Raw genomic sequence first — 17,638 nt, 5'->3', positions numbered from 1 at the left:
CCCTATACCTCAAAAATATAATAGCCGCAATTGTAGCCATGCTGCTGCAGGATGGGCCGCGCAACATTGAAGACTTTTACGCCACCAGGTGCTTCCCCTTCGAGAGTACCGGCATGGGCATGGCCGTGGAAGGCGGCCGTTACATTTCTCCGTGATAAAGGTTCTGCCAGCCGCGACGAGCCCAGGAACGGGAAGATCACTTCCGGCTCACCTACCACGGTGGCGGCGATGGGGGCGTAATGCATTACGGCGATCTTCTTCAGGTTTTCGTGCTCCTGTTCCAGGCGCGCCAGGGCTCTGTCTAAACGTAGTGCCTCGTCCACGGCCTCTTGCACAAATGCTTTCATCGCGTCTTCTCCGAACATAGAGAGCATGTGCCGGTCAAATCCCCCGCCGAAACCCTTTATACCGGCGAATCCAACGCCTTTGATCACAACGCTTTCTCCATCGAGGATATGTACGTTGTCGCTCAGCAGCGCGGCGCGTATCAGCTTGTGGCGGCCCTTTTCGTAGTCGTGGTTACCCAATACGGCGACTACTGGTACAGCGCAGCTCCTCAATTCTTCTGCGAGCAAATGGGCTTCGGTTTCATCACCCGTGTCTGTAAGGTCGCCGGCAATCAGCAGCACGTCTGCTTTGGAGGATACTTCTTTGAAGCAAGGTGACCAGACGCCCTTGTCTGTTTCTCTCACGTGTATGTCGGCCATCGCGGCTATTCTTACCTTTTGTGTTCCTTCCATGCTAGGTTGTTTTTATGGTGCTTACTTTATAATTCCAAAGCTTAATGTCAGTTTCATACTGGGTCTGATCTATCACCGGGCCACGGCAAACTTTCTCAACAGCTGGCGGCAGGTCGTATTGTGACTTCGCACGCTCGATCAGTTCATCAAACAGCCATCTTGGAATAATATCGTGGTAGTCGGCCGGATACACGAACTGGAAGCTGAGTAACTGCGCCAGCAACAGGTGCCAGTGCGGGTCCATGCGGAACAGCAGCCGCTTCCAGTCCAGTTTGTGGCCATATTTCAACAACAGGTGATTTACATCCGCGCCGTCATAGCGTTCGCGGTTCTGCACGTATATCTTACACCACATCAGCTCTTCTGCCGGTAGGTACTTGATGGGGATGCCTTCGTAAGTGCCTTCAGATGCATGATCATACCAGCTATCGTCAACCGTACAAATGTTGTTGACGGTATCAAAGATCACATCGATGTAATGATCGTCCTGGTAAATCTTCGCGAGCCAGCGAACGTCCGTTTGCTCGGTCTGAAATCCTTTGTCGTGCAGGTGTTTCAGGATCTTTGGGTACTCAGAGGGTTTACAAAATATATCCAGGTCTTTGGTGTCGCGTTCAATGCCTGTATAGTGGTACAGCGCAAAGCCGCCGCCTAACATGAAGTTCAGTTTTCCTTCGTGGAGTTCCTGCAATACTGCTACGTAGAAGTCTTTGGCTTGGGGCCTTATTCCTTTTGCTACCTTCATTTCGTTGATTGTTTAGATGTATACTGTTCTGTAGTTCCAAAAAGCGTGCAGTTTTGGTTTTGCTGGAACCATTGGCACAAATTGTGAATATATAAGACTTAAAAAAGGAGCAGTTATGAGTGACGATAAAGATTTGAAGGGGGGCCGTGACCGTGAGCAGGTAGCGGCCGGACAAGCATACGAGATTGAATATTTTCAACACAAACTGGGTGTTTCCCGCAATGATGTACTGGAGGCGATAAGTAAAGTGGGGAATGACAGGGAAGCCTTAGAAAAATACTTTCGCGATCATCCTCCTGTTGGTTGACGTTTTTACAGGAGTATGACGGCTAAGATACGGCAGGAGCTTATGCTACCTGCCGTATGTTTTTTGTACGAAGCCATGTAAGAAATCCGCTGGTATCGCTGGGGTAAAAGCGAACGATCTCGCGGTTGTTCAGGCACAATACAAATAAGTCGGTGCCGGCCCAATGGTAAGCAGAAATGTCGTTACAGGAGCAGGGCAATTCCGCATAATGGTTGTCGCTGGTGTATGTTGTCGCTATCATGTTACTAAACGATTAAGTAAGGTATACTAACAAATTTCGTTCCGGACGTAGTGTGGGGAAGGTTTTGCAACGGTGTGTACTATCCGGATGGTCATCAGGCGCTGTAAGCAGCTGGAATGTCTTTTGCAAAACCAATAGTATAAACCGTTTGACTATGAAAGTAACACGAACACTATTAGAAGGAGCAGCGGGAACAACAGCCATGACGATGTTCAGTCATATGCTGTCCCGCAAGATGCAGGAAAACTACAGTGAGCCGGAATTACTTGGGGAATTAGTGCGGCGCGGCGTGCCCGGATTGCGTAAAGAACATGCGCGTAAAGCCGGATGGGCGTTGCATTACGCGATCGGCCTGGGGATGATGGCCGGGTTTCGTGCGGTGGCAAAACGCGGAGGATTAGCCAAACCGCTTGTGTTCGGCATTGTAGGTGGCATAGCCGGTATTGCTGCATGGAGGCAGATGTTCCGCAAACACCCGTCGCCACCGCCGGCCGATCTGGTGGGCTTCTTAACGCAATTGTTGCCCGCACATATGGTGTTTTGCCTGCCATTGTTATTCGAGCATACAGACGAAAAAGAAAAGCGAGGCTAAAAAAGCCTCGCTTCCGTGAGTGGTTATAGGAAATTCCTATTCTTAAGTCCCGCCGTAGCGGGCGTCAGGACGATAACGGCCCTGACACCCAGTCGCGGGCAACGGTCAGTTCTTCATGCGTGTAACTTCTGATTTCTCCGTGTACGAGTGGGCTTAACAGCTCGTATGCCCGCCGTACCCAGGCCTCCTCCGACACAATCGCCATCCGTTCCCATTTAAAGAAATGGCGGAAACTGATCTGCAAATATTCCAGGAATGCCCCCATGCTGTAGTTCGAAAAGCTGGTATCTAACAGTACAAGAAAGTTGATCTTGCCATATTGATCCGCCACTTCGTTCACACGGCGCATCACCAGTTGTTCATATTCTTCCTTACTCACAGCCCCGGAAGCCGCGTAGGCGGCTACATGTGGCGGATAGCCGGTTAGCAGCGTTATCATAAGCAAATGCTGAGGTTAAATGAATACGCGGGTAAGGTTCGATATCCATCCCCGTTTTCCTATGGCTATTACGAAATCAATTTTAAATTGTTTCTTCGCTCGCCTGCGCATTGATCTTGCTTTCGGCAATGATGGTGAGCAGGGCGTCGGTTTCTTTTTCTTCATTTAATACTTTACGCAGTTTTTTGGCGATCTCCGTTTGGCCAATAGTTATGGCCAGCGTGCACAGGCTGCCATAACAGGCAATCTCATAATGTTCCACTTTCTGAGCGGCGATGATAAGCGCTACGTCCCGTTGCGCGGTACCATCTTCGGTTTCGTCGATCACCTTCCAGCCTTCGTCGAACAAGCCCTGCAGGCCTGCGCAGCGTTCCGCTTCGGCCGGCAATCCCATTGCTTCGAATACCTCTTCTACGACTTTTACATGCTTCTCTGTTTGTGCGCGGTGGGTGCCAAATGCCTGTGCCAGCTCCGGATTAGTAGCGGCATTCTGCATGGTGGTTAATACGTTCACAAGGTTTTGTTCGGCCCAGTACACCTCCTTCAGCATGGTAGAGAAGAAGAGCTCAAGCCGGTTGTCTACGACGTTTCCTGTTAGTGTTTCCATGTTATTTCTGTTTTAGAGATGAATTATTTTTCGACTACGGCAGTGGTCCATTCGTCGCGGCCGCATACGGTGCAAACCTGTCCCGGATTGCCGCTGGTGCCGCAGTGGTGGCAGATGTGTTCTTTTGTTTGCGTTACGCGGGAATTGATCATCTCCTCATCCCAGGCGGGTAGCAGGCATAAGCCCGGCGACGCCTTTTCTTTTGGGATAATGGTAAACTGCCCGTTGGGTTCGAGATATACCCGTTTCACCGCGCCGAGTTGTACATATCCTTTAGAACGCAGGTGCGCCCGTAGCCGCTCCCGGGTGGTGAGTGTTTTTTGCATCGCCTTCAGCTGTAGCCGTCCATCTTCTACCAGCATGGCGGTGGACCCATGAACAGCATGCTCGAAACGCTCGTTGATAAAGCTGCGGTGGGCCATCCAGCGACTTATCAGCACCACCGGGATGGCGATGATAATTACCGGGGTGATAGGGGCAGCCGGGTCCAGCAAGGGCACACCAATGGCAGAAGCCAGGGCCACCATGGTCGCCAGCTCCAGCCGGCTGATCTGCGATGACATGCGCGGCCCTATGAGCCGCATGCTCGTCATCAATACAGCGTAGACAATTGCTGCGCGGATCATGATCTCCAGGTAAAAAATGGCGGGCGCCTCGCCGGCGATAATGCGTTTCCAGTCGGTAATATTTACTACTTGCTCTTCCACGGGTTATTGTTTTGAAATAAATGTCGGCTCCCAACTGGCCAGGGTACAAACGGGGCAGTGTTCCTGCGGCTGAGAAACCGGTTGCGTATGCCCGCAGTTGCCGCAGGCTGATTGCTCGTTTTCGCGAAACAGTTCCCCGAGCATGGACTTGTCTGCCGGTGGCATCACTGCTAACCCGGCCTGGGGTTTTTTCATCTTAAAGATGGTAAGTATGCCGCATGCCTCCATATAAGCCCGCTCCACATCGCCCAGTGTATACACCTCTTCGCCGCGTAACAATGCAAACAGCTGTTGCCGCGTTACCCGGCTGCGTTGCAACTCCGGCAGGTTGATCCTGCCGTTTAGTACCAGCATGTGTGTACGACCCTGCGTGAGTGTTTCAATCTTACTGTTTTTGTATGCCCAGAAGTTCAGGCCACGTTGAAACAGTAATGCACATACCAGGGCTACGATGCCGAACACCAGCCCGCGTTGGGAAATTTGCATAACGGGTGATACGATGGCACCCAGGGTAATCATCACCGCCATCTCTGTAACAGTTGACTGGGCCGCCATGCGGCTACCCAACAAACGTACGGTCAACAGTAATAATAAGTAAATCAGTATCGTTCTAAAGAATATCTCTATCAGGAACTCGGGGGAACTGAGGCCAAACAGCCAGCGCTGTATGTCGTCGAAAAAAATCTCGTGCCGTTGCATGTTCAATGTGTCAATTAGTAGTCAGTTGCTTTATACTTGCTTCCAGTGCTTCCATTGGCCGGTATCCTGTGAGCATCAGTTTGCGGGCAGTTGTTGCGCCGCCGATTACCAGGGATGGAAATCTTGTAATGCTTGATGATGCTACTTCTGCGAGATCGGCTTTAAAGGCCGCCAGTGCCTCAGGTCCTTGTAAATCGTTTGCGAATCGTGTTGTGTCGAAGTCGGGTAGCTGCGCCGCAATGGATAACAATACTTCTTTCTTCGCGATGTTTTTTCCGCCCGTCATCACTGCCTGTTGCACTGCCCGAAGGTAGCGCTCACCTGCATCTCCAGATTGCAGTCCGGCAGCTTTTACGGCCACACAGGCAGGGTAGGAGGATGCTGGCGGATCATTAAACCAGATGCGGTCGTCCAGCTGGATGCCCGCCATCTGCCGCGCTTCCAGCCACACCGGTCCCATTTGGATCGGCTTAGTGACTGCCCGCACTTCGTCCTGGTAGCTTTTCCAATCGGCCAGCATGCCGCCCATTACGTAGCGCACGGTTACTTCATGACCACATGATGCGCGCCATTTGTCCAATATCTGCGTGAACGCCCAGCTCCAGCAGCAGAGCGGATCGGTATACAGCACAAGTGCCAGCCGGTCCGCCCCATTGCCTGGAAGGGGATTACTATTTACTTTTCTTCTTTTTTCCTTTAGTTCCATTCTCAATTTGTTTGTCTTTTTCGCTCTGGCTCCAGCATTGTTCACCAATCGGCACTGCTGCATCTATTTCCATTCCGCGCTCTTTACTCATACCTTCGTCGATGGCCTGTACGCCTTCTGGTGTACGTGCGGTGCCCTGTGGTTCTACGTCAAGCAGGCCGTTAGTTTCCAGCACGTAAGCCACCGGATCGTCAATGTACTGCCAGGTTTCACCAAACTGGGAGCTTTCGCCCTGGTTCCACGGGCCGCGTACCGCCGCACCATTCGACATATTGAAGTACAGGTTGCTGTAGCGCGGATCGCTTTGCAGTACGCCAGGAGGGAAGTTTGGCTGAATGGTTTCCAGCGCGGCCTCAAACATCTGGAAGTGCGCTACTTCCCGCGTCATCAGGAAGTTGAGCGTTTCCTTCACATACGGGTCGTCTGTAAACTGTAACAGGTATTCGTAAGTGATCTTCGCCCTGGATTCTGCTGCAATGTTAGAACGCAGGTCAACCGTAAGGTCGCCGTTACAATCACCATTAATGTAGGCCGCCGACCAGGGAACGCCCTGACTGTTGGTGTAGGCGGGTCCGCCGCCGGTAGCGACGAACAGTTGTGGTGCCACGGCTACCGAATGGATATAGTCTTCGCGAGCCTGCTTGCCATTCAGCAAAGACATGATCTCTGATTCTTCCGCCGCCTTTTTCAGGTCGCCGTTAATGCCCTGCAACAACATCTGGATGGTGGCGCCTACGATCTCGAGGTGGCTGAATTCCTCTGTGGCAATGTCCATCAGCATATCGTACTTGTCGGGAAACGGATTACGTGCGCCAAAAGCCTGGCCGAAATAGCGAAGCGCCGCAGCTAACTCGCCATTGGCGCCGCCAAATTGTTCCAGCAATAGGGTCGCGAACTTCGGATCGGGTTTACTCACCCGCGCATTGAACTGTAATTCTTTTACATGGTAAAACATAAATGGAAGCTTTAAGAGGATGCGATTGAGTTTGTCAATAGGTATGAGCGCAAAATATATTCCCATTTGTGCTGAAACGCTGTAGCGGATGGGCTTGCCGGGGAATATGGGGAGCGATGGGCAAAATAGGAAACATGCGTGGGGCAGCGGGGTCTTGTGTACTTCGGCCGTTATGCCTAATTTAGGATCGTTTATTTATTACGCCTTTTTCTATGCTCGATCATTTTCCTTTTTACCTGGCCCTGATCGTACTTATCGTACTGTTGATCATGCTCGGTAACAAAATTAAGGTAGCGTACCCTGTGTTGCTGGTACTGGCGGGATTGCTCGTTTCCTTCATACCCGGTATTCCGATATTGAAGATCGATCCTGAACTCATCTTTATCATCTTTTTGCCGCCGCTGTTGTATGAAGCAGCCTGGGCAAACTCCTGGAAAGAGCTGTGGCACTGGCGCCGTATTATCGGCAGTTTTGCGTTTATCGTGGTTTTTCTTACCGCCATTTCCGTCGCCCTGGTCGCAAATGCCTTTATTCCCGGCTTCTCACTGGCGTTAGGCTTTGTACTGGGTGGCATCGTATCGCCTCCGGATGCCGTGAGTGCCTCGGCTATTCTCAAGTTTGTGAAGGTGCCGAAACGGATGTCTTCTATTTTAGAAGGGGAGAGCCTGTTGAACGATGCATCTTCCCTGATCATTTTTCGTTTTGCCATGATCGCCGTTGCGACCGGGCAGTTCGTTTGGTATAAAGCGGCTTTTACCTTCGGATGGATGGTCTTGGGCGGTGTAGCGGTTGGCTTACTGGTAGGCTTCATTTTTCTAAAAGCACATAAAAAGCTTCCTACGGATGTTAATACAGATACCGTGCTTACACTAGTTACGCCCTACGCCATGTATATGGCCGCAGAAGCGGTGCATAGCTCCGGCGTACTGGCTGTCGTAAGCGGCGGACTGTTTCTTTCTTACCACCGGCATACTTTCCTGAACGGCGCTTCCCGACTGCGTGGCGAAAACGTCTGGCAAAGCCTGGTTTTTCTGTTAAACGGATTGGTGTTCCTGCTCATTGGATTGGATCTCCCGGAAATTGTATCTGGCTTAAGAGAAGAGGGTGTAAGTATCACTGCAGCTACAGGATATGCGTTGCTCATCTCCTTCGTATTGATCATAGGTCGTATGTTGGCCGCTTTCGGAGCTGTTATCGTTACGAGGATCGCGAGTTACTTTATTACGGTCGCCGATCGCAACCCGGGTTTCAGGGGACCTCTGATTATGGGGTGGACCGGCATGCGGGGCGTGGTGTCGCTGGCAGCAGCGCTTTCCATCCCGGTGGCTTTTCCGCAGCGTAACCTGGTGTTATTCATCACCTTTATAGTGATACTCGTTACGCTGGTCTTGCAGGGGCTCACATTGCCACTGTTGATCAAAAAAGTGCAACCGCCGGCTTTTAATGATCATCTGCCGGAAGAAGAAGCTGAACGCCAGATTCGTGAGGAACTTGCGCAGCACACATTGGCTTACCTTGACGAGCATCATCGGGAGGAATTAACGCGAAACGTTTCCCTGCAAAAGCTGGCTGCCCATTGGGAATTGCAGCTGGCTGGTAAAGATGGAGTAATCGCTGCCGGCAACATGCGCGTCATTTACCTCCGGGTGCTGGAGCGCCAGCGGCAACTGTTGTTAGAAAAGAATAAACGCGAACAACGGCTCGACGAAGAAGTCGTGCGTAAATTTCTCCACCTCATTGACCTGGAAGAAGAGAAGCTGCGGCTCAAATGATCGTCCGCGTTCCCGCAAATGCCCGTCTCCGCTGGGTCCCTGTGTAAATATCCAAGTATTGCGGGGAAAAGGACAATAGATAAATCACGCACGTTTAAGCGTTTAGAAATAATTTAGCTCCCGGTACGAATCAATCACCTTTCAATATTTCTTAAATTCATTCCAATGAGCACAATTAAATTAAAAGACGGCGTTGAAATATTTTATAAAGACTGGGGAACCGGACAGCCGATCGTGTTTCACCACGGCTGGCCGTTGTCATCCGAAGACTGGGATGCACAACTGTTCTTCTTCCTGGAGCGCGGTTACCGTGTAATTGCCCACGATAGGCGCGGTCACGGTCGTTCTACCCAAACGCCATACGGTCATGATATGGATACTTATGCGTCCGACGTATATGAACTTGTAAAAGCGCTCGACCTGAAAGATGCGATCCACGTAGGTCACTCTACCGGCGGTGGCGAAGTGATCCGGTACGCCAATAAATTCGGTAAAGGTCTTATCTCCAAAGCTGTGCTGATCAGCGCTGTTCCGCCGGTAATGGTGAAGTCTGAGGCTAATCCTGATGGCGTTGATATTTCCGTATTCGATGATATCCGTAATAATACTGCGAACCACCGTTCCCAGTTCTATTTCGATCTTACGGTCCCTTTCTACGGCTACAACCGTGAAGGGGCGAAAGTGTCCAGCGGTATTCAGCACAACTGGTGGCGCCAGGGTATGATGGGTTCCATCAAAGCACATTACGATTGTATCAAGGTTTTCTCTGAAACTGACTTCACCGAAGACTTGAAGAATGTAGATATTCCTGTGCTCATCATGCACGGTGACGATGATCAGATCGTTCCTTACGCTAACTCCGCAGTAAAAGCAGCGAAACTCGTTAAGAACGGCACGCTGATCACTTACCCCGGCTTCCCGCACGGTATGCCAACTACAGAGCACGAAACGATCAACAAAGATCTGTTAGAGTGGATTAAGAAGTAGTGTAGTCCAAGCATAATGTACTAAGCAAAAAGAGGCTGTCTCAAAAGTAGTTTGATGGTCATGAGAATCGCGTAAACGAAAAATTTCTCCATCAGGTACCCGTATAAAAACGGGTAGAAATTACTTTTGAGACAGCCCCTTTTCTATCATAAACAAAGCAGCGTTCTAAATATCAAACCTGTCCAGGTTCATCACTTTTGTCCACGCAGCCACAAAGTCTTTCACGAACTTGCCCTGTGCATCGGAGCTGCCGTATACTTCGGCAATGGCCCGCAATTCTGCGTTTGAGCCGAATACCAGGTCGGCGCGGGTGGCGGTCCAGTTAGGGGCGCCGGTAGCACGGTCGGTGCCTTCGTACAGTTCGCGGTCTTCTGAGGCTGCTTTCCATGCGGTGTTCATGTTGAGCAGGTTCACGAAGAAGTCGTTCGTTAATTGTCCTGCGCGAGTCGTGAACACACCGTGACGGGAGCCGTCGTAGTTAATGTTGATCGCACGCAGGCCGCCGACTAATACGGTTAGTTCAGGGGCAGAAAGCGTGAGCAGTTGTGCTTTATCGATCAGCAGTTCCTCTGTAGAAACCTGCACCTTCGGATTGCGGTAGTTGCGGAAGCCATCTGCCAGTGGTTCCAGGTAGCTGATGGATTCAACGTCGGTCTGATCCTGGGTGGCGTCGTTACGGCCAGGTGTGAATGGCACCTTGATGTCGTGGCCGGCATCCTTTGCGGCCTTTTCTACACCGGCAGCACCGGCGAGCACGATCAGGTCGGCAAGCGATATCTTTTTACCGGTACCGTTAAATTCATTCCTGATGCCTTCCAGTACGCCCAACACCTTTTGCAGTTGTGGAGGATTGTTCACCCTCCAATGTTTTTGCGGTGCCAGTGCGATGCGCGCGCCATTAGCACCACCACGTTTATCGGAACCACGGAAGGTCGAAGCAGAAGCCCAGGCTGTACCAACGAGTTCGGATACACTAAGACCGGAGGCCAGCACTTTCTCTTTCAGACCAGCTACATCATTATCATCTACCAAAGTATAATCTACCGCCGGAATCGGATCTTGCCAGATAAGTGCTTCTGATGGTACTTCCGGGCCGAGATAACGTTCACGCGGTCCCATATCGCGGTGCGTGAGTTTGAACCAGGCGCGGGCGAAGGCATCTGCAAAGGCTTCCGGGTTTTCCAGGAAGTGGCGCGATATCTTTTCGTAAGCAGGATCAAACCGTAAAGAAAGATCCGTAGTGAGCATCGTGGGCAGGTGTTTTTTGCTGCTGTCGTATGCGTCGGGGATAGATAACTCGGTGGTTTTTGCTACCCATTGGTGCGCGCCTGCAGGGCTTTTCGTCAGTTCCCATTCAAACTTGAACAAGTTTTCGAAAAAGTGATTGCTCCACTGCGTAGGCGTTTGCGTCCAGGTCACCTCCAGGCCGCTGGTAATGGTGTCTTTACCTTTACCGGAGCCAAAGCTGTTGTGCCAGCCAAGGCCCTGTGCTTCCAGTCCGGCCGCTTCAGGCTCTTTTCCAACATGAGAAGATGGAGCAGCACCGTGCGTTTTGCCGAATGTGTGCCCACCCGCGATGAGTGCCACTGTTTCCTCATCATTCATGGCCATGCGGCCGAACGTATCGCGAATATCTTTTGCTGCTTTGATCGGGTCAGGATTACCATCCGGACCTTCCGGGTTTACGTAGATCAATCCCATTTGCACTGCCGCCAGTGGTTTTTCCAGGTTGCGGGAGTGCGTGTCGCCATCGGCATCGTCATCAGAAGATACGACACCATGTTCTTTGGGAACGCCTTCTGAGCCGTGTGCGTAGCGGATATCGCCACCGAGCCAGGTACGTTCAGATCCCCAGTATACATCCTCATCCGGCTCCCACACATCCGGTCTGCCGCCTGCAAAGCCAAAGGTTTTAAAGCCCATGGATTCCAGTGCAACGTTGCCGGTTAATATCAGTAAGTCTGCCCAGGAAATCTTTTGACCATACTTTTGTTTGATAGGCCACAATAACCTGCGCGCTTTGTCGAGGCTTACGTTGTCGGGCCAGCTGTTAAGCGGCGCAAAACGTTGTTGTCCCGCACCGGCCCCACCGCGACCGTCCGTTACGCGATAAGTACCTGCACTATGCCACGCCATACGTACGAACAGCGGGCCGTAATGCCCAAAGTCCGCCGGCCACCAATCTTGCGAGTCGGTCATCAGCGCATGAAGATCTTTCTTCACCGCTTCGAGGTCCAGGCTGTTAAAAGCGTCTGCGTAATTAAAATCTTTCTCCAGCGGATCTGATAAAGAAGAGTGCTGACGAAGAATGTTCAATTTTAACTGGTTCGGCCACCAGTCGCGATTCCTGGTGCCACCGCCGCCTACGTTGTTTTTCATGCTGCCATTGTGAAACGGGCATTTGCTGATGTCGTTTGATTCTTTTCCCATTATTTAAGTTTGTGGTGTGGAATAACAATTGAGTTTGCACAATGTTGTGCAGGTTGGTCAAAAGTAGGTGATTGAGTTATAAGTCTGGTCAATTTATTTCTATGATAAGATAGTTAAAATCTATGACTGCCAACTTCGTCAATTCGTGAGGTATAACAGCTGCCTGTCCGGAATGTTCAGATATTCCCTTTAAGGTAACATAAATACTCTACATTTGCAGCTTTGTTGCATAAGTATATACCATGAGAAAGGCATTCCTTTTATTTATCTGCATAGGCGCGATCGCCTGTAACTCCAGCCGCAAGCTGGCTGTAAACGTATTGGCGAAGGAAGATCAGCCACTGGCCGACAGTATGCTGGCCTGGGCATTAGACCACGAGGCTATTTACACCTTATTAGATACGATCAAGCCGATCAGCAGCGTGAAGTACTTTCAGTATCCTGTGGCGAAACGCCCTGGTGTAAAGGACGGCGACCGTGTAGCTACGCATCCTGATAGTTTGCCTGCCACTGCTGCTCAATACGCCCGCATCTGCAGGCAGCTGAGCACCGGCGACCACTTGTTTGTTATGATGCCTTTCAAAGCGACAAGCGGGCAAGATCGAACGATGGAGGTGTGCGTGGTGCGCAGGAGCAAGTTCGCGGCCGCCATCGCCAGTCATCCCGAGTTTTTTAGTCAATGGGGTTTTACACCGGCAACAGATCCTGCTACCATTCTGGCGGTGATAGAGTATGAAACGCCGCATGACCGTAACCGCGCGTACGGCTACTTTTTCGGATATCCCGATTACGCAGTCGATTTCTTCGTGGATGCGAACCGCAAGGTAGAAGCTGACACCAGCATTCGCCGTGTGCCGCGCGACTTCTTTGCAATTCCCGTATTTGCAGCAAAAACCGGTTACTTCACCTGGGCCATGCCGAAAGGCCACCAGCCATCTGCTGCCGATTCTGCCATGTACAAGGCCGCGATGGTAACCCTCGATAAGTATAAGCAGGAGCGAGCCGCCTACCGAGGACCGCAGGGCATGAAGGCCACGGCGCTATGGGAAAAATGGAAACGTAAATAGTTAGATAGGGGGCTGACGAAAAAAAGTGATATGAAGGCTTTGAGAATCGCTTTTACTACGAAAGGTCTCCATCAGGTATCCAAATAAAAAAGGGGTAGACCATTACTTTTGGGTCAGCCTCTTTTTTTTGCCCCGCTACGATAACAAATGTATTATTTGTTTCCCTCCAAAAATCTGCTATCTTGATAGCTATTACCTAAACACATCCCAACAAGTAACCCATGTTTAAACGCCAACTGGCCGCCCTCTTTACCTTTACGGCCCTTTCCACGCAAGCACAAACTTCCCGGCAGATCGATCATTTGCAGGCCTTCACCAAGTTGTATGGATACGTACGTTACTTTCACCCCTCTGATATGGCTACGGTAACGGATTGGGATCAGTTCGCGGTAACCGGCGCGGCGGCGGTAGAGAAGGCCCGTGATACAAAAGAGCTGCAAAGTACGCTCACAACGTTATTTGGCCCGCTCGCACCCGGACTTACCATCTACCCGAAAGGAGCACCAATAGCCCTGCCGGGTATTACACCGCCCGATACGACAGGGATGTGCACGGTGGCCTGGCAGCACTATGGTTATGGAGAAGGACTTAATACGCGTACTTATAATTCGGTTCGCGCGAACGGTTTTGTGAAGAAGATGCCGCCCGCCAACAACAACACGGTCAACGCCATCGCGACGCAACTGGAAACGGGTGCCGCCAGGGGGAAAAGAATACGCTGGTCGGCGGCGATAAAAATCGCTTCGCTGGAATATGGCAGTGCGCAGTTGTTCATGCGCGGTCAGCTGGACAATGATTCCTGGGTATTCGTCGCAAATATGGGTAACCGGCAGCTTGCAGGCCCTGCGCGCGACTGGAAGCGGGATACGATATATGGTAAAGTGCCGGATAATATGAAGGCGCTGAGCGCAGGTGTGTTTATTGACAGGAATGGAAGCATCCTGGTGGATGATTTTAAACTGGAGATGGAAACGCCCGAAGGATGGCAATCTATTCCGCTGAAAAACGCAAACTTTGAAGAAGATAAGACCGGAGAGCGGCCCGCCAACTGGGATGGTGCTGCCAGCCCGGAAGTAATAGCCCGTGTGCGCGAAGTAGCCACACCATCAGGCAAACAGGCGGTCTCTTTTGAAAGAAAATCGCCTGGTCCGACCTTTCCGTCAACAAAAAGTATATTCGACCTGGCAGTGAAGCCTGGGGACCGGGTAATCAAAGAGATTGGGGCCGGACTGGAAATCAATATGCCGGTTGCATTGTGGGGTGATTCCACGGGTACTTATCCGCGTGCAGATTACCAGTCTGCTATTAGAGCCTACGAAACACGCATCAATCCTAGATATAGCGCTGACAGCCTGCATGTGCGCCTCGCCAATGTGATCATCACCTGGAACGTGCTCCAGCATTTCCATCCGTATTATCAGGAGTGGGCCACTGACTGGAATAATGATCTGCGAATCGCTCTTACCGCCAGCTATACACAGGCCGGACAAGCAGGTCATTTGCGCAGCATGCAACGCCTCACAGCGCGTCTGCGCGATGGGCACATATATGTCATCTCTCCGCTTCAAAACCCGGTGAATGGGGCAATGCCGCTGCAACTGAAATGGGTGGAAGATAGGCTGCTGATCACAAGGGTATATGATAGTTCGCTGTCGATACAACGTGGCGCGCAAATTATAGCGATCAATGGTGTGCCAACTGAAAAGTTTATAAGTGATATGGAAGCCGGTATTTCCGGCGGTACGGAACTCGCCATTCGTCAAACCGCTGTAATGCTGATGCAATATGGCAATTCCGATTCAGCATTAACGCTGGGTATCAGGTCTGCCGGAACAAAAGATGCGCAGATCAGGATCGGTTTTAACCGCAAATACATGTCGATGCCACAGCCTGCCCCTGCACCCGCGTTCCGCTTCATCGATCAAAAGACATTGTATATCGCGCTTAACCGCATCACCTGGCCTGAGTTGCAGAAGAAGCTGGACACCGTTGCTAACGCACCGGTATTGGTGCTCGACCTCCGCGGTTACCCCCGCGACGAAGCCGCTAATCAGCTGATCAGCCGGCTGGCCACTACAAATGATTCGAGCCGTTGGATGCACATACCTTGCTCATGGCTCCCCGACCACGAAGAAACAGCATGGCAGCACCTCGGTTGGAATGTGCGCCCCGCAACGCCGCATATAAAAGGCAAAGTTTACTTCCTGACTAATTCATCTGCCATCAGCTGGGCCGAAAGCATAGCCGGTTATATGAAAGATATGAAACTGGCCACCATCGTAGGTGAATCCACCTCCGGTGCTAACGGCGACGTCAACACGATCGCACTACTCGGCGGTTACCAGGTACGGTTCTCCGGTTTAAAAGTTACCCGCCACGATGGTAGTCAGCATTATATGAAAGGCATTCCGCCCGATGTATTGGTGTTGCCAACTGTACGTGGTACACTCAACGGGGAAGATGAAATACTTAACAAGGCGTTAGAACTAAGTCGTAAGTAACGTCATCCAGCCGTTGCAGCGGATCGCCTGCCTGCCATCCAAACGGCTAGCAGCGCCGTGACGGATAGCCCTGTCCATAAACCATCGACAAAAACGAATTGGCCGGCCATCGCGTAACCCGCTACCGGCACGCAGGCACCTAATATACCCGCCAGCAGTAATGTGTATTTATTAGTGAGGTAGTTGTTTTTCCTGTACCAGAAGAAAACGGCCATCAGCAGCCAGCCACCGAAGAATACGCAATTCAGGACCATGGCGCGGTAATCGCCAAGGGAAGCAGGTGTGAGCCTTGAAACGAGGTAGGACAGCGCAGTGATGGGCAGCATGGAGAGGCATACCGGCAGGTATATATGTCCTACAGCCTGGCTGAATGGCTTCTTTTTGCGCGCCTCCAGCCATATGAGCACGCCGGTAATGATCACAAAACAGGTGGCCATTGCTAACAGGAAGTACAACACTTTCACGGCCATATGCCGCCAGCCATCCAGTCCGAAATAGCCGAAATGCAACCGGTGAACCGCAGCCGATACCAGGTCGTCATAACTTTTGTGGAAGGGATCTTCCAGGTGAGTAACAGTGCCGGTAGCCACATCAAACTCCAGTTCCCCAAAGTTGAAAAAGCCCGACCTGGAATCTACCTCACCGTAAATGTTCACTTTCATGTTGGCACTGCCCGTACCATGAAACGCAATATACGTAAGCCTGAAGCCATCCCACCGCGAGCTGGCACTGTCAACGAATGCCTGCAGCGAATGGGTGCCCAGGTCGATGCGTGGACCTGGATAGGCCTCGTGGTGGCCAAAAATTTCTTCGTAGTATTTAGATTGGTTGCCATTGTACAAGAGCGAGCCGGAGCTGGCCACCAGGATGCTCAGTCCGAACCAGGCCCCGGTAAGTGCGTACATGAACTGGAAAGGGATGCCGATCATGCCGAGTGCAGTATGCGCATCGGTCCACACGGTTTTCAGTTTTTCGTAGGGGCGAAACAGGTAGAAGTTCGAAATGATTTTTTTCCAATGGATAATAATGCCTGTCACCACCGCAAACAGCAAGAAAAGCGAGATCAGTCCGGCCAGGTAATATCCCGGGTCGCCCAACTGCTCCAGGAAGTGAAGTTCATATAACAGTGCTCCTAGTGTGGCGGAGGATTTTGCGGATTGTTCTGTGATCGCGTAAGAGTCACGGTCTACATACAGGCTTTTGAATTTCGTAGCCGCACCCGTGGCCAGCGAATCTTCCGATCGTCCCAGGAAGACGGGTTGCAGCAGGCTTTTTGCCTGCAGGTCAATGTAGATGTCGCGGGCATACAGATCGTTTCCCGCTTTTGTTAACGTGCTTACGAGTGTGTCGAGATGGAGTAATTTAGCTGGTGCCACGGCCGCCGTGGGTGCCTGGCTGCGTTCCCACTCTTCGGTTTCTTTATAAAACAGGGTAAAGGCACCCGCAAAGAAGATGACAAACAGTCCAACGCTGATCACGATGCCACTCACCGTGTGCAGGTTATAAAAAATGTTGTAGGTACGTTTACTCATGTAATACCCGATTCGCTATGTCAATAATATAATCCCCATCCGGCGCAGCCGGCAAACAAAAGAGCGGCGCCACCATACCACGCCCAGCATTTCCAGCCACTATGAAAAAGGAATGCTACCAGCATGAGGGTGCACCACATCAAAAACAGGGTATAGGAGTAAGTCAGTAAAACCGACTTGCGGTGATGCGACCAGGTAGCCCACATCAGGTGAAATGAGCAGGATACGAGTAAGCCGCCGAGGGTGGCGGCTGATACTTTGGCAAATCGTTGCCAGCCGGCTGGCGTTAAGTATTTTGGATTGGCAGGCATAAAATTTCTACTTTCTGAAAAGCGGGAACAGGATGATCATGTATCCGCTTACGCACATAAAACTGGCTAAGGCAAATAGTAATCCTACACTAATGCCCATGTTTTGCATAAACAGGAATAATGATAGCGCTTGCAGGAAGCCACCGGTTAGCCTGGCGAATTGCCGGTGCTGCTGCAAATAGCGGTGGTGGCGGCCTCTGGCGAAAACAGCCCTGGCAGAGGCGCTGTACAGGAGATAAGATCCGCCCAGCTGAGTGAGAAATCCTAAAAAAACGATCATGAGGCAACGATAGAATCACA

General features: G+C 51.2%; 19 protein-coding genes. 6 read left to right on the top strand and 13 right to left on the bottom strand.

The window, feature by feature from the left end; translation table 11 throughout:
* Positions 1-2: 2 nt before the first annotated feature.
* Positions 3-740: a metallophosphoesterase family protein gene (locus tag MKQ68_RS11030; RefSeq protein WP_264283347.1), complete on the bottom strand. Its 738-nt coding sequence runs from the start codon at positions 738-740 to the stop codon at positions 3-5.
* A gap of 1 nt (position 741) precedes the next feature.
* Complete coding sequence (locus tag MKQ68_RS11025) at positions 742-1,485, bottom strand: nucleotidyltransferase (RefSeq protein WP_264283346.1); 744 nt, start codon at positions 1,483-1,485, stop codon at positions 742-744.
* Between the two features lie 115 nt (positions 1,486-1,600).
* On the opposite strand from MKQ68_RS11025, the gene MKQ68_RS11020 reads away from it, so the two are divergent.
* A complete protein-coding gene (locus tag MKQ68_RS11020) occupies positions 1,601-1,792 on the top strand; it encodes a DUF3606 domain-containing protein (protein ID WP_264283345.1) in 192 nt (63 codons plus the stop codon).
* 40 nt (positions 1,793-1,832) lie between these two features.
* Here MKQ68_RS11020 and MKQ68_RS11015 read toward each other — a convergent pair whose 3' ends face one another.
* Complete coding sequence (locus tag MKQ68_RS11015; RefSeq protein WP_264283344.1) at positions 1,833-2,033, bottom strand: hypothetical protein; 201 nt, start codon at positions 2,031-2,033, stop codon at positions 1,833-1,835.
* Between the two features lie 154 nt (positions 2,034-2,187).
* Here MKQ68_RS11015 and MKQ68_RS11010 point away from each other — a divergent pair, with 154 nt between their 5' ends.
* On the top strand, positions 2,188-2,625 hold the full coding sequence (locus MKQ68_RS11010; protein ID WP_264283343.1) for a hypothetical protein: 438 nt from the start codon (positions 2,188-2,190) through the stop codon (positions 2,623-2,625).
* A gap of 64 nt (positions 2,626-2,689) precedes the next feature.
* Here the strand turns inward: MKQ68_RS11010 and MKQ68_RS11005 are convergent, their stop codons facing one another.
* From MKQ68_RS11005 to MKQ68_RS10980, 6 genes are all read right to left on the bottom strand, one after another.
* Complete coding sequence (locus tag MKQ68_RS11005; protein ID WP_264283342.1) at positions 2,690-3,064, bottom strand: SpoIIAA family protein; 375 nt, start codon at positions 3,062-3,064, stop codon at positions 2,690-2,692.
* A gap of 82 nt (positions 3,065-3,146) precedes the next feature.
* A complete protein-coding gene (locus tag MKQ68_RS11000; protein WP_264283341.1) occupies positions 3,147-3,671 on the bottom strand; it encodes a YciE/YciF ferroxidase family protein in 525 nt (174 codons plus the stop codon).
* A 23-nt stretch (positions 3,672-3,694) separates the two neighbouring features.
* Complete coding sequence (locus MKQ68_RS10995) at positions 3,695-4,378, bottom strand: DUF421 domain-containing protein (RefSeq protein ID WP_264283340.1); 684 nt, start codon at positions 4,376-4,378, stop codon at positions 3,695-3,697.
* Positions 4,379-4,381: 3 nt separating this feature from the next.
* Positions 4,382-5,077 (bottom strand): DUF421 domain-containing protein, encoded by a 696-nt coding sequence (locus tag MKQ68_RS10990; protein WP_264283339.1) that lies wholly within the window; start codon positions 5,075-5,077, stop codon positions 4,382-4,384.
* Positions 5,078-5,087: 10 nt separating this feature from the next.
* Positions 5,088-5,783, bottom strand: a complete 696-nt coding sequence (locus MKQ68_RS10985; RefSeq protein ID WP_264283338.1) for a DsbA family protein — start codon at positions 5,781-5,783, stop codon at positions 5,088-5,090.
* Positions 5,749-6,738, bottom strand: a complete 990-nt coding sequence (locus tag MKQ68_RS10980; protein WP_264283337.1) for a manganese catalase family protein — start codon at positions 6,736-6,738, stop codon at positions 5,749-5,751. The genes MKQ68_RS10985 and MKQ68_RS10980 overlap by 35 nt, the downstream gene beginning before the upstream one ends.
* 212 nt (positions 6,739-6,950) lie before the next feature.
* On the opposite strand from MKQ68_RS10980, the gene MKQ68_RS10975 reads away from it, so the two are divergent.
* Together MKQ68_RS10975 and MKQ68_RS10970 are read left to right on the top strand one after the other, a co-directional pair.
* Positions 6,951-8,510 (top strand): Na+/H+ antiporter, encoded by a 1,560-nt coding sequence (locus MKQ68_RS10975; RefSeq protein ID WP_264283336.1) that lies wholly within the window; start codon positions 6,951-6,953, stop codon positions 8,508-8,510.
* A gap of 165 nt (positions 8,511-8,675) precedes the next feature.
* Complete coding sequence (locus tag MKQ68_RS10970) at positions 8,676-9,497, top strand: alpha/beta fold hydrolase (protein WP_244843088.1); 822 nt, start codon at positions 8,676-8,678, stop codon at positions 9,495-9,497.
* 165 nt (positions 9,498-9,662) lie between these two features.
* Here the strand turns inward: MKQ68_RS10970 and katG are convergent, their stop codons facing one another.
* Complete coding sequence (gene katG / locus MKQ68_RS10965) at positions 9,663-11,927, bottom strand: catalase/peroxidase HPI (RefSeq protein WP_264283335.1); 2,265 nt, start codon at positions 11,925-11,927, stop codon at positions 9,663-9,665.
* 242 nt (positions 11,928-12,169) lie between these two features.
* Here katG and MKQ68_RS10960 point away from each other — a divergent pair, with 242 nt between their 5' ends.
* Entirely contained in the window at positions 12,170-12,994 is an 825-nt protein-coding gene (locus tag MKQ68_RS10960) for a hypothetical protein (RefSeq protein ID WP_244843087.1), read from the top strand.
* Between the two features lie 221 nt (positions 12,995-13,215).
* Positions 13,216-15,495, top strand: a complete 2,280-nt coding sequence (locus tag MKQ68_RS10955) for a S41 family peptidase (RefSeq protein ID WP_264283334.1) — start codon at positions 13,216-13,218, stop codon at positions 15,493-15,495.
* A gap of 2 nt (positions 15,496-15,497) precedes the next feature.
* Here the strand turns inward: MKQ68_RS10955 and MKQ68_RS10950 are convergent, their stop codons facing one another.
* From MKQ68_RS10950 to MKQ68_RS10940, 3 genes are read right to left on the bottom strand one after another with little or no spacing between them, the layout of a single operon-like run.
* Positions 15,498-17,027: a PepSY-associated TM helix domain-containing protein gene (locus MKQ68_RS10950; protein ID WP_264283333.1), complete on the bottom strand. Its 1,530-nt coding sequence runs from the start codon at positions 17,025-17,027 to the stop codon at positions 15,498-15,500.
* Between the two features lie 20 nt (positions 17,028-17,047).
* The gene (locus MKQ68_RS10945; RefSeq protein WP_264283332.1) at positions 17,048-17,338 is read right to left on the bottom strand and encodes a hypothetical protein; all 291 of its coding nucleotides are present in this window, start codon (positions 17,336-17,338) and stop codon (positions 17,048-17,050) included.
* Between the two features lie 7 nt (positions 17,339-17,345).
* Positions 17,346-17,618, bottom strand: a complete 273-nt coding sequence (locus MKQ68_RS10940; RefSeq protein ID WP_264283331.1) for a hypothetical protein — start codon at positions 17,616-17,618, stop codon at positions 17,346-17,348.
* Between the last annotated feature and the right edge of the window lie 20 nt (positions 17,619-17,638).

The sequence above is a fragment of the Chitinophaga horti genome (assembly GCF_022867795.2).
Classification (GTDB): Bacteria; Bacteroidota; Bacteroidia; order Chitinophagales; family Chitinophagaceae; genus Chitinophaga; species Chitinophaga horti.
This window is presented reverse-complemented; position numbering and strand designations above follow the sequence as displayed.

Coding starts and splice junctions, on each gene's coding strand:
- MKQ68_RS11030 (WP_264283347.1), bottom strand. CDS start 740: ATGGAAGGAACACAAAAGGTAAGAATAGCCGCGATGGCCGACATACAC.
- MKQ68_RS11025 (WP_264283346.1), bottom strand. CDS start 1,485: ATGAAGGTAGCAAAAGGAATAAGGCCCCAAGCCAAAGACTTCTACGTA.
- MKQ68_RS11020 (WP_264283345.1), top strand. CDS start 1,601: ATGAGTGACGATAAAGATTTGAAGGGGGGCCGTGACCGTGAGCAGGTA.
- MKQ68_RS11015 (WP_264283344.1), bottom strand. CDS start 2,033: ATGATAGCGACAACATACACCAGCGACAACCATTATGCGGAATTGCCC.
- MKQ68_RS11010 (WP_264283343.1), top strand. CDS start 2,188: ATGAAAGTAACACGAACACTATTAGAAGGAGCAGCGGGAACAACAGCC.
- MKQ68_RS11005 (WP_264283342.1), bottom strand. CDS start 3,064: ATGATAACGCTGCTAACCGGCTATCCGCCACATGTAGCCGCCTACGCG.
- MKQ68_RS11000 (WP_264283341.1), bottom strand. CDS start 3,671: ATGGAAACACTAACAGGAAACGTCGTAGACAACCGGCTTGAGCTCTTC.
- MKQ68_RS10990 (WP_264283339.1), bottom strand. CDS start 5,077: ATGCAACGGCACGAGATTTTTTTCGACGACATACAGCGCTGGCTGTTT.
- MKQ68_RS10985 (WP_264283338.1), bottom strand. CDS start 5,783: ATGGAACTAAAGGAAAAAAGAAGAAAAGTAAATAGTAATCCCCTTCCA.
- MKQ68_RS10980 (WP_264283337.1), bottom strand. CDS start 6,738: ATGTTTTACCATGTAAAAGAATTACAGTTCAATGCGCGGGTGAGTAAA.
- MKQ68_RS10975 (WP_264283336.1), top strand. CDS start 6,951: ATGCTCGATCATTTTCCTTTTTACCTGGCCCTGATCGTACTTATCGTA.
- MKQ68_RS10970 (WP_244843088.1), top strand. CDS start 8,676: ATGAGCACAATTAAATTAAAAGACGGCGTTGAAATATTTTATAAAGAC.
- katG (WP_264283335.1), bottom strand. CDS start 11,927: ATGGGAAAAGAATCAAACGACATCAGCAAATGCCCGTTTCACAATGGC.
- MKQ68_RS10960 (WP_244843087.1), top strand. CDS start 12,170: ATGAGAAAGGCATTCCTTTTATTTATCTGCATAGGCGCGATCGCCTGT.
- MKQ68_RS10955 (WP_264283334.1), top strand. CDS start 13,216: ATGTTTAAACGCCAACTGGCCGCCCTCTTTACCTTTACGGCCCTTTCC.
- MKQ68_RS10950 (WP_264283333.1), bottom strand. CDS start 17,027: ATGAGTAAACGTACCTACAACATTTTTTATAACCTGCACACGGTGAGT.
- MKQ68_RS10945 (WP_264283332.1), bottom strand. CDS start 17,338: ATGCCTGCCAATCCAAAATACTTAACGCCAGCCGGCTGGCAACGATTT.
- MKQ68_RS10940 (WP_264283331.1), bottom strand. CDS start 17,618: ATGATCGTTTTTTTAGGATTTCTCACTCAGCTGGGCGGATCTTATCTC.